Source organism: uncultured Devosia sp. (genome assembly GCF_913055165.1).
Lineage (GTDB): Bacteria > Pseudomonadota > Alphaproteobacteria > Rhizobiales > Devosiaceae > Devosia.
This window is the reverse complement of the sequence record NZ_CAJXJS010000092.1, coordinates 1-9,204: the sequence shown is the minus strand read 5'-3', so window position 1 is coordinate 9,204 and position 9,204 is coordinate 1. Positions and strand designations below refer to the sequence as shown.

The following is a 9,204-nucleotide window of genomic DNA, read 5'->3' as shown; positions in this document are numbered from 1 at the left end:
CCTGCCAAGTTACCTGCTAACGAGAAAACCCGGCATCCCGAGACGGTTTTCGTCTCAGTTTTTTAGTTTCAGGGACGACGACCGTCTCGGGATTCCGCTCTATGCTCAAATCCGGAAGTGGCAACACTGTCCGGCCCAAAGCCATGACCGGCTGTGTTTCGCTGCCTGAAAGAGAAATTTCCTGTCCCCGCTTCCGCCAAACGTGCCACTCTGCTACCCACGGCCCGAAAAGAACTGACCCGGAGGCAGCACCATGAGCAACGGCTTCAAGACCCTCGACGAACTCGATCTGACGGGCAAGCGCGTCCTGCTCAGGGCCGACCTCAACGTGCCGGTTGCGGACGGCAAGGTGACCGACGCCACCCGTATCGAGCGCCTCGTGCCCACCATCCGCGAGATCGTCAAGAAGGACGGCAAGGCCATCCTGCTGAGCCATTTCGGCCGTCCCAAGGGCAAGGTCAATGGAGAGTTCTCGCTCGAGCAGGTCTGCTCCGCCGTTGCCGATCAGACCGGTCATCCGGTCGGCTTCGTCGCCACCGACTGGGTCGATGTCAGCGCTGCCAAGGCCGCCATCGACGAAGCGCCCGCCGGCTCGGTCATGGTGATGGAGAACACCCGCTTCCATCCCGGCGAGGAAGAGAACGACGTCGAACTGGCCAAGCGCATGGCGAGCTTGGGCGACGCCTATGTCAACGACGCCTTCTCCGCCGCCCACCGCGCTCATGCCTCGACCGAAGCCCTGGCGCGCCTGCTGCCCGCCGCTGCCGGCCTTGCCATGCAGGCCGAGCTCGAAGCGCTCGAAGCGGGTCTGGGCAAGCCGAAAAAGCCAGTCGTCGCCATTGTCGGTGGCGCCAAGGTCTCGTCCAAGATCGACCTGCTCGAAAACCTCGTCACCAAGGTCGATGGCCTCGTCATTGGCGGCGGCATGGCCAACACCTTCCTCTTCGCGCAGGGCTATGGCGTGGGCAAGTCGCTCTGCGAAAAGGACCTCGCCGATACTGCTCGCCGCATCATGGACAAGGCCGAAAAGGCCAATTGCGCCATCATCCTGCCCATTGACGCGGTCGTCTCCTGGCACTTCAAGGCCAACTCCCCCACCCGCCTCTACGGCGTCGATGCCATCGACCCCGACGGCATGATCCTCGATATCGGCCCCTCTTCCATCGAGCGCATCAACGCCGCCATCGACGATGCCCATACCGTGGTCTGGAATGGCCCGGTCGGCGCCTTCGAAATGGAACCCTTCGACGCCGGCACCGTCGCCATCGCCAAGCATGTCGCCAAGCGTACCCATGACGACCTGCTCGTCTCCGTGGCCGGGGGTGGCGACACCGTCGGCGCCCTTGCCCATGCCGGCGTCAAGGACAAGCTGAGCTATGTCTCAACAGCAGGTGGCGCGTTTCTGGAGTGGATGGAAGGCAAGCCCCTGCCGGGGGTTGAGGCATTGAAGAAGTGAATGGAAGGCCTCGTCATTCGACCTGCAAGGACCGATGACATCGCCGCACTCGTCGCGCTCGACACCTTTGCTGATGCAGGCAACGATCGTGCACAAGAAATTGCGCTCTGGGTGGACGCAGGACACTGTGCCTGCGCCACGATTGACGGAAATCTGGCCGGATATGCCGTAATGCATCGGCACTTCTTCGACCGTCCCATGCTGGAAATGGTGATGGTCGGCGCAATGCATCGGCGGCAGGGCGTTGGTGAAGCCTTGATCCGGCGTGCCATCGAGACGGCTCCCGGGCCGGTCCTCTGGACCTCGACGAACCAGTCCAATGCACCAATGCAGTCTATGCTGGCCCGCATCGGGTTCCAGCGCAGCGGCTTCATTGAGGGTCTGGATGAAGGCGATCCGGAATTGATCTACCGGATCGCCAAATGCAACTAGGTCAGAACGTCGCCGTCACCGGGTCCGACCCGATCCGACCATCGGCGGCATCAAGCCCGGCAATCGCCGCCTTGTCCTCGTCGCTGAGCGTAAAATCGAACACGTCGAAATTCTCGACAATGCGGCTCGGCGTCACCGATTTGGGGATCACCACCAGCCCCAGGTCCAGATGCCAGCGAATGATCACCTGGGCCGGGCTCTTGCCGTGGCGCTTGGCGATCTCGCCAATCACCGGATCGGCCAGCACCTGCCCCTGGCCCAGCGGGCTCCAGCTTTCGGTCACCACACCCAGGCCGGCATGCTTGTCCCGCATCGCCTTCTGATGAAAGCGGGGGTGAAGCTGGATCTGGTTGATGGCCGGGGTCACGCCGGTTTCCCGGATCAGATCGTCGATATAGGTGCCTTCGAAATTCGACACGCCAATGGATTTGGCCTTGCCTTCCTCGCGCAGACGGATCATCGCCTTCCAGGTCTCGACATATTTCCCCCGGAACGCCGAAGGCCAGTGGATCAGGTAGAGATCGACATAGTCCGTGCCCAGACGTTTTAGGCTGGCATCCATGGCCCTGAGGGTTTCGTCATAGCCCTGATCGTCATTCCACACCTTGGTGGTCAGAAAGATATCCCCCCGGTTGATGCCTGAGGCTACAATGCCCTTACCGACGCCTTCCTCGTTCTTGTAGACGGCTGCGGTATCGATATGCCGGTAGCCGGTCTTGAGCGCAGTGCTCACGGCCTCGACCGCCACATCATCCGGGGTCTGCCAGACGCCCAGACCCAGTTGCGGGATCAAATGGCCGTCATTGAAGCTCACGTGCGGTTGCGTGCTCATCTCACTATCCTGACTTTGTATGATTTTGGCGCCGGGAACGCCTTGAAGACATCGTCAACTTACGATGGAAAGGCAAAATCGCCAACCCCACGGGAAGGTTCCATGCCAATCTACCATACAAGATTAGCCTTTCGTCGCATAACCACAGGTCTAATCGAAAGCGCGCAAACGAAAGTCTAATCTCCGGTCAGTTTCAGACCCGAGGTTTCCTCCCATGACCAAGTCGCTTAACGCCATTGCCCAGAAGCTGATGACCCCCGGCACGGGGATTCTGGCCGCAGATGAATCCGAAGGCACGATCGGCAAGCGCTTCGCCAAGATCAACCTGCCCAATACCCTCGACCTCCGCCGTGACTATCGCGAAATGCTGTTCGGCGCCTCCGAGGCGATGAAGAACTACATTTCCGGGGTCATCCTCACCGAGGAAACCCTCAAGCAGGAAGCCGCCGACGGCACGCCCTTCCGCGCCATTCTCGCCGATGCCGACTGCATCCCCGGCATCAAGGTTGACCGCGGCGCTTTCCCCATGCCCGGTGAAAGCGGCGAGAAGATCACCGAAGGCCTGGATGGACTGCGCCAGCGCCTGCAGCACTATGCCGAGCTGGGGGCCGGCTTTGCCAAGTGGCGCGCCGTCATCACCATCAACGACATCGCCCCCACCCGCAACAATATCCGCGCTAATGCCCACGCTCTGGCGCGCTACGCCATGCTCTGCCAGGAGGCCGGCATCGTCCCCATCGTCGAACCCGAAGTTGTCGGGGATGGCGAGCCTGGCAATCACTCCATTGAACGCTGCGCCATGGTTACCGGCGACGTGCTGGAGAATGTGTTCAAGGAACTCCGTCTGGCCGGTGTCGACCTGGCGGGCATGTTGCTCAAGCCCAACATGATCCTGCCAGGCATCAACTCGCGCGAGCGTCCCAGCGTCGAGGAAGTGGCCCGGCGCACCGTCGAGGTGCTCAAGGAACATGTGCCGGCTGCCGTCCCCGGCATCGCCTTCCTCTCCGGCGGCCAGACCGATGAGGAAGCCACCGCGCACCTGTCCGCCATGAACCGTATTTCCGGCAAGCCCTGGCCGATGACCTTCTCCTACGGCCGTGCTCTGCAAAATGTCGCGCTCAGAAGCTGGGCCGGCCGCCGCGAGAACTTCTCGGTGGCCCGCCAGGCCTTCGCCCATCGCGCCCACATGAATTCGCTGGCGGCCCTGGGCGAGTGGACCAACGATCTGGATCGGGCTGCCTAACTCCCCTCCCGCGAACCCAACGTCGCGGCTGGCGCGCGCTTCCCTCCCGGGGCGCGCGCTTTTTTTGTCCCCGTCGCCTTGCCATTGCCTAGAATGGGGTCAATCCCCTATTGAGGCATGTCCCTTTCTTGCCAAATTGGCGCCATAGGGAACGTCGCGTCATTCCCCGGGAACACCATGGCCCCGCAGCTTTACCTCATTACACCGGAAAACCCCGAGCCCGAGCAGTTCCCACGCCAGCTCATGGCCGTCCTGTCCGGCCCGGATATTGCCGCCCTTCTGGTCCGCCGAGGCACGCTTGGCGAAGAGGCCTATGCCGACCTTGGCGAACGAGTCATCCAGATCGGCCAGGCGGCTGGTGCCGCAGTGCTGCTGGAAGACGATGCGGCACTCGCCAGGCGGCTCGGCGCTGATGGCGTGCATGTCACCTCTGGCGGAACCAAAGCCATTCGTGCAGCCATCGACCTGATCAAGCCCGATGGCATTGTTGGCGTGGGCAATATCCGCTCCCGCCACGACGCCATGAGCTTTGGTGAACTGGATATGGACTATGTGATGTTCGGCCCCCTGGGCGGCCCGGCCGATACTGCCGCTGCCGAGCTGGCCCGCTGGTGGGCTGAAACCTTCGAAGTGCCCGCCGTGCACTCGGATCCCGCGCTCGACACTGCCACCTTTGGTGCTACCGGTGCCGAATTTGTGGCCCTTTCCGACTGCATCTGGAAGGCGAGTGATCCGGCCGCCGCGTTGGACGCCTTCCACAAGGCCGCTAGGGAACGCGCATGAGGCTGGCGCATGTCCTTATTGCCCTGACCCTGGTCATGCTGGCGCAGCCCGCGGCAGCCCAGAACAACGCTGCCGAACAGATCAGCGATGCCGTATTTGGGCCCCGCCACCCCACCGACTATGCCTTCGGCGCCTTCCAGCGCGGCTATTTCCTCACCGCCCTTGAACTGGCCTTGCCGCGCGCCGAGCAGGGCGATGCCGCCGCGCAGACCCTGATCGCCGAGATATACGCGCGCGGCCTCGGCGTGGCGCAGAGCGCCGAGCGCGCGGCCGGCTGGTACCAATTGGCCGCGAATAATGGCGACCGGCTGGCTGCATTCGAACTGGGCATGCTTTATCAGGACGGTGTGGGAGTTCCGCGCAACCGTCAGCGCGCCGCCGAACTCTTCAAGACCTCGGCCGACGCCGGTTATGTGCCGGCCAAGTACAATCTGGCCCTGCTGCATGTCGAAGGCGTCTATGCCGAACCCAACCTGACGCGGGCCGCGACCTTGATGAAGGAAGCGGCTGACGCCGAGTTGCCCGAAGCTCTCTATGACTATGGCGCCATGCTGCTGGAAGGCGCCGGCGTCGCCCCCAACGTCACGCAGGGGGCAGACTATATCCGGCGCGCGGCCGAAGCAGGCCTGGCTGACGCACAGGTGGATTATGCCACCCTGCTCTATCTGGGTCAGGGCGTAGACCAGGATATCGAAGCGGCCGCCCGCTGGTATGGGATTGCCGCCGAGGCCGGCAATGTGGTCGCGCAGAACCGCTATGCCAAGCTGCTTGCGGTGGGCGAAGGCATCACGCTCGACCTCGAGGAAGCGGCCATGTGGCGAGCCCTGGCGCGCCGGCAGGGGCTGACCGATCCTGACCTCGACCGGCTGCTGGTCTCCATACCCGCCGATGCCTTGGCGCGCGCCGAAGAACGCGCCCGATTCTGGCCTGTGACGCCACCCAGCATCGAAACCATAGCCACCGTACCAACGGTCGAGGGCCCCCTTCTGCCATCGCCGACCGACGCGGAAAATGCCCCCAGCCAGGTTGTCGATCCCAATCCCGCGACCGAGGAAACCGACGGAATGCAACAGCCGCAGACCGGAGCAAGCGAACCGGCGGAAACGCAAGACCCTTGAACGCCAGCCGGTTCTGAGGCAATAAGCGCGCCACACTTCAATCCCGCGGCGGGACCAGGCAGTCCCTTGGCCGGCCGGCAGCCATCTGCCAGCCCTATCCGAACCGCATGAGCTAGCGAGCAACTTACGTCATGGCCCGTTCCGCCCTTCTCAATGTCATGGTCAGCGCGGCGATCAAGGCCGGCAAGTCCCTGGCACGCGATTTCAACGAGGTCGAGAACCTGCAGGTCTCGCGCAAGGGCCCAGCCGATTTCGTTTCCAAGGCCGATTTGCGCGCCGAGCAGATCGTCTATGACGAATTGCGCAAGGCTCGCCCCACCTACGCTTTCCTGATGGAGGAAGGCGGCAAGGTCGATGGCACCGATGGGCAGCATACCTGGATCATCGACCCGCTCGATGGCACCACCAATTTCCTGCATGGCATCCCGCTGTTCGCCGTCGCCATCGCCCTGCAGCGCGGCGAGGACATCGTCGCCTCGGTGATCTACAACCCGATCATGGATGAGCTCTTCACCGCCGAGAAGGGTGGTGGTGCCTGGCTGGCGGACCACAAGCGCCTGCGCGTGGCCGGCCGGCGCCATCTGTCGGACGCGGTCGTATCCACCGGCATAAAGACCCAAGGGACCAGCAACGATACGCTGCAACTGCGCCAGCTGGCTTCCATCAACCCCGCTGTCGCCGGCATTCGCCGGGGCGGCTCGATCTCGATCGACATGGCCTGGCTCGCCGCTGGCCGCTTCGATGCTTTGTGGGAAGCGGGTCTTCAGCCCTGGGACGTTGCACCCGGTTTGCTCCTGGTCAAGGAAGCCGGTGGCCTGGTCACCGATCTGGCCGGCCAGCCCGGCTCGGTCTGGAACGGGCAGATCGTCGCCGGCAATGAAACCCTGCAAGGCGCATTGCTCAAAACCCTCCGCACCATTCAGTAACGCCCGCCGCATTCCCGTCATAGCGCGCCGTTAACCTTTTTAATTGTCACGCCTTTCTCCCGCCTCTAGACTCAGGGGCGGTTGATTTGCGCGCGCGAGGGGCAAGGTTCGGCACAGATGACGCAGACTTACGATCCTTATCACCTCGCCAGTCCGGCCGTTTATCTCGTCAAGATCGTGATCTTTCTGGTGCTGGTGGGCCTGGTCGCCGCCATCCTGATCACCAATATCATCAGCTTCTTCTGGGCGAACCCATTCATCAATTCGATGATCTTCTTCGCCCTGTTCATCGGCATCTTCCTCAGCTTCCGGCAGATTTTCCGCCTCTTCCCCGAGGTGAAATGGGTCAATTCCCTGCAGGATGGCAATGTCACCGCCACCCGTCCCCCGGTCTTGCTGGCGCCCGTCGCCGGCATTCTGCGCGAGCGGATCGGAGAGGCGGTCATCACGCCTGCCTCCATGCGCTCCATCCTGGATTCGGTGGGCAATCGCCTCGACGAAGCCAAGGATACGTCGCGCTACCTGACCGGCCTGTTGGTCTTTTTGGGCCTCATGGGCACCTTTTACGGCCTGCTCGAAACCGTGGGCTCGGTTGCCGGCGTCATCAATGCGCTCGATGTCACCTCGGCCGATACCGCCTCGCTGTTCTCCAATCTCAAGGAAGGCCTGGCCGCCCCGCTTGGTGGCATGGGCACCGCCTTCTCGTCCTCGCTGTTCGGCCTTGCAGGCTCGCTGATCCTGGGTTTCCTCGACCTGCAGACCAGCCAGGCGCAGAACGCCTTCTACACCGACCTTGAGGACTGGATGACGTCCATGACCGAGCTTGACCACCCGGTGACGGCCATGCAGGCCAATTCCATGGGTGTCGCCGGCGCCGACGTGCAAGCCATGATCGAGCGCATGGGCGCGAATATGCAGAACCAAAATTCCTCGCAGAACGCCATTCGCGCCATGGCCGAACTGGCACGCGGCATTGATGGGCTGGTCAAGCATATCCGCACCGAACAGGACGATTTGCGGCGCTACATCACCGAGCAGGGTGAAACCAATCAGAAGCTGCGCGATCTGATCCAAGCCATGCTCGACGAAGCCGATAACGAGCGCCGGAACTAGACCATGCCCGCAGCGCGCGCCCGCCGCAGACAAGACGCCAATTACTGGCCCGGCTTTGTCGACGCGCTGTCGAGCCTGCTGCTCGTCATCATCTTCATGCTGTCCCTGTTCATGCTGACCCAGTTTTTCCTGGGTCAGGAGATCCAGGGGCGCGACACTGCCCTGGCCCGGCTCAACAGCCAGATCGCCGAACTGACCGAATTGCTGCAGCTCGAACGGGCCAATACCGACGATCTCAACGCGCAGCTGGCGACGCTGACCGCCACGCTGGCGGGCGCGCAGTCTGAAAACCAAGCGCTCAGCAGCCAGCTCGCCGGGATCGATGCGGGGCTGGGCGACCGGGACGCCACCATCGCTTCGCTTGAGTCCGACCTTCTCGAGGCCGAGCAGCTTTCCGACGAGGCCAATGCGCAGGTCGCCCTGCTGAACCAGCAATTGGCGGCCCTGCGCACCCAGATCGGCGCCCTCGAAGCCGCGCTGGAAGCCTCCGAGGCGCGCGACGCGGAATCCCGGACACAGATTGCCGATCTCGGCCGCCGCCTCAACCTGGCGCTGGCCCAGCGCGTACAGGACCTGGCCCGTTATCGCTCCGACTTCTTCGGCCGCCTGCGTGAAATCCTCGAGGGCCGCGCCGACGTCACCGTGGTTGGCGACCGCTTCGTCTTCCAATCCGAGGTGCTGTTTGATGCCGGACAGGCCGACGTCAATCCCGAGGCCCTGCCCCAGCTCGATTCTCTGGCCGCTGCCATTCTGCAGCTTGAGACTGAAATCCCCACAGACATCAACTGGGTGCTGCGGATCGACGGTCACACCGACAGCCGTCCCATCTCCAATGCCCGCTTCCCCTCCAATTGGGAACTGTCGGCCGCCCGCGCCATCTCGGTCGCGCAATATCTGGTGTCCCAGGGCGTGTCCCCCAATCGTTTGGTCGCCGCAGGCTTTGGCGAGTTCACCCCCCTCGATCCGGCCGAAACCGACGAAGCCTATCGCCGCAACCGCCGCATCGAGTTCAAGCTGACAGAAGGCTAGAGGCGCTGCGGGCACGACTACGCGCCGCCCCGGCACCTCTGCCTCGCGGTTCTGAAAATAAGAGCGGAGTCCCGAGACGGCATCCGTCCCTGAAACTAAAAAACTGAGACGAAAGCCGTCTCGGGAACGCCGGGATTTCTCGATAGGAGGTAACTTGGCGAGCTGTCCGGCGCGACCGCCCCTAGGGCACCCGCTTTCAGCTGCTGGTGATTAATCCAGCAGCAGGCGCGAACTCTCACCCGCCGACCCCCAGACCATGACGGCACGCGACT

At 63.0% G+C, this 9,204-nt stretch carries 9 protein-coding genes; 8 read left to right on the top strand and 1 reads right to left on the bottom strand.

What is annotated here, in order from left to right; all coding sequences use genetic code 11:
* The first annotated feature begins 253 nt into the window (after positions 1-253).
* Together QZ564_RS18295 and QZ564_RS18290 are read left to right on the top strand one after the other, a co-directional pair.
* A complete protein-coding gene (locus QZ564_RS18295; protein ID WP_297113199.1) occupies positions 254-1,456 on the top strand; it encodes a phosphoglycerate kinase in 1,203 nt (400 codons plus the stop codon).
* The gene (locus QZ564_RS18290) at positions 1,457-1,888 is read left to right on the top strand and encodes a GNAT family N-acetyltransferase (RefSeq protein WP_297113197.1); all 432 of its coding nucleotides are present in this window, start codon (positions 1,457-1,459) and stop codon (positions 1,886-1,888) included.
* Between the two features lies 1 nt (position 1,889).
* On the opposite strand, the gene QZ564_RS18285 is transcribed toward QZ564_RS18290, so the two are convergent.
* Entirely contained in the window at positions 1,890-2,720 is an 831-nt protein-coding gene (locus QZ564_RS18285) for an aldo/keto reductase (RefSeq protein ID WP_297113195.1), read from the bottom strand.
* Between the two features lie 214 nt (positions 2,721-2,934).
* Between QZ564_RS18285 and QZ564_RS18280 the strand changes: the two genes are divergently transcribed.
* From QZ564_RS18280 to QZ564_RS18255, 6 genes are all read left to right on the top strand, one after another.
* The gene (locus QZ564_RS18280) at positions 2,935-3,963 is read left to right on the top strand and encodes a class I fructose-bisphosphate aldolase (RefSeq protein WP_297113193.1); all 1,029 of its coding nucleotides are present in this window, start codon (positions 2,935-2,937) and stop codon (positions 3,961-3,963) included.
* A gap of 177 nt (positions 3,964-4,140) precedes the next feature.
* A complete protein-coding gene (locus tag QZ564_RS18275) occupies positions 4,141-4,746 on the top strand; it encodes a thiamine phosphate synthase (RefSeq protein WP_297113191.1) in 606 nt (201 codons plus the stop codon).
* Positions 4,743-5,864 (top strand): tetratricopeptide repeat protein, encoded by a 1,122-nt coding sequence (locus tag QZ564_RS18270; RefSeq protein ID WP_297113189.1) that lies wholly within the window; start codon positions 4,743-4,745, stop codon positions 5,862-5,864. Before QZ564_RS18275 ends, QZ564_RS18270 begins: the two co-directional genes overlap by 4 nt.
* 131 nt (positions 5,865-5,995) lie before the next feature.
* On the top strand, positions 5,996-6,790 hold the full coding sequence (locus QZ564_RS18265; protein ID WP_297113187.1) for an inositol monophosphatase family protein: 795 nt from the start codon (positions 5,996-5,998) through the stop codon (positions 6,788-6,790).
* A 117-nt stretch (positions 6,791-6,907) separates the two neighbouring features.
* Positions 6,908-7,903 carry a flagellar motor protein MotA gene (locus QZ564_RS18260; protein ID WP_297113185.1) on the top strand — a complete coding sequence of 332 codons (996 nt, stop codon included), beginning with the start codon at positions 6,908-6,910 and terminating at the stop codon, positions 7,901-7,903.
* A gap of 3 nt (positions 7,904-7,906) precedes the next feature.
* Positions 7,907-8,932 (top strand): peptidoglycan -binding protein, encoded by a 1,026-nt coding sequence (locus tag QZ564_RS18255; protein WP_297113183.1) that lies wholly within the window; start codon positions 7,907-7,909, stop codon positions 8,930-8,932.
* Positions 8,933-9,204: the final 272 nt, after the last annotated feature.

Excerpts from the sequence above, each read along its gene's own strand:
- QZ564_RS18260 (WP_297113185.1), top strand. The coding sequence starts at position 6,908 with ATGACGCAGACTTACGATCCTTATCACCTCGCCAGTCCGGCCGTTTAT.
- QZ564_RS18280 (WP_297113193.1), top strand. The coding sequence starts at position 2,935 with ATGACCAAGTCGCTTAACGCCATTGCCCAGAAGCTGATGACCCCCGGC.
- QZ564_RS18290 (WP_297113197.1), top strand. The coding sequence starts at position 1,457 with ATGGAAGGCCTCGTCATTCGACCTGCAAGGACCGATGACATCGCCGCA.
- QZ564_RS18255 (WP_297113183.1), top strand. The coding sequence starts at position 7,907 with ATGCCCGCAGCGCGCGCCCGCCGCAGACAAGACGCCAATTACTGGCCC.
- QZ564_RS18275 (WP_297113191.1), top strand. The coding sequence starts at position 4,141 with ATGGCCCCGCAGCTTTACCTCATTACACCGGAAAACCCCGAGCCCGAG.
- QZ564_RS18265 (WP_297113187.1), top strand. The coding sequence starts at position 5,996 with ATGGCCCGTTCCGCCCTTCTCAATGTCATGGTCAGCGCGGCGATCAAG.
- QZ564_RS18285 (WP_297113195.1), bottom strand. The coding sequence starts at position 2,720 with ATGAGCACGCAACCGCACGTGAGCTTCAATGACGGCCATTTGATCCCG.
- QZ564_RS18295 (WP_297113199.1), top strand. The coding sequence starts at position 254 with ATGAGCAACGGCTTCAAGACCCTCGACGAACTCGATCTGACGGGCAAG.
- QZ564_RS18270 (WP_297113189.1), top strand. The coding sequence starts at position 4,743 with ATGAGGCTGGCGCATGTCCTTATTGCCCTGACCCTGGTCATGCTGGCG.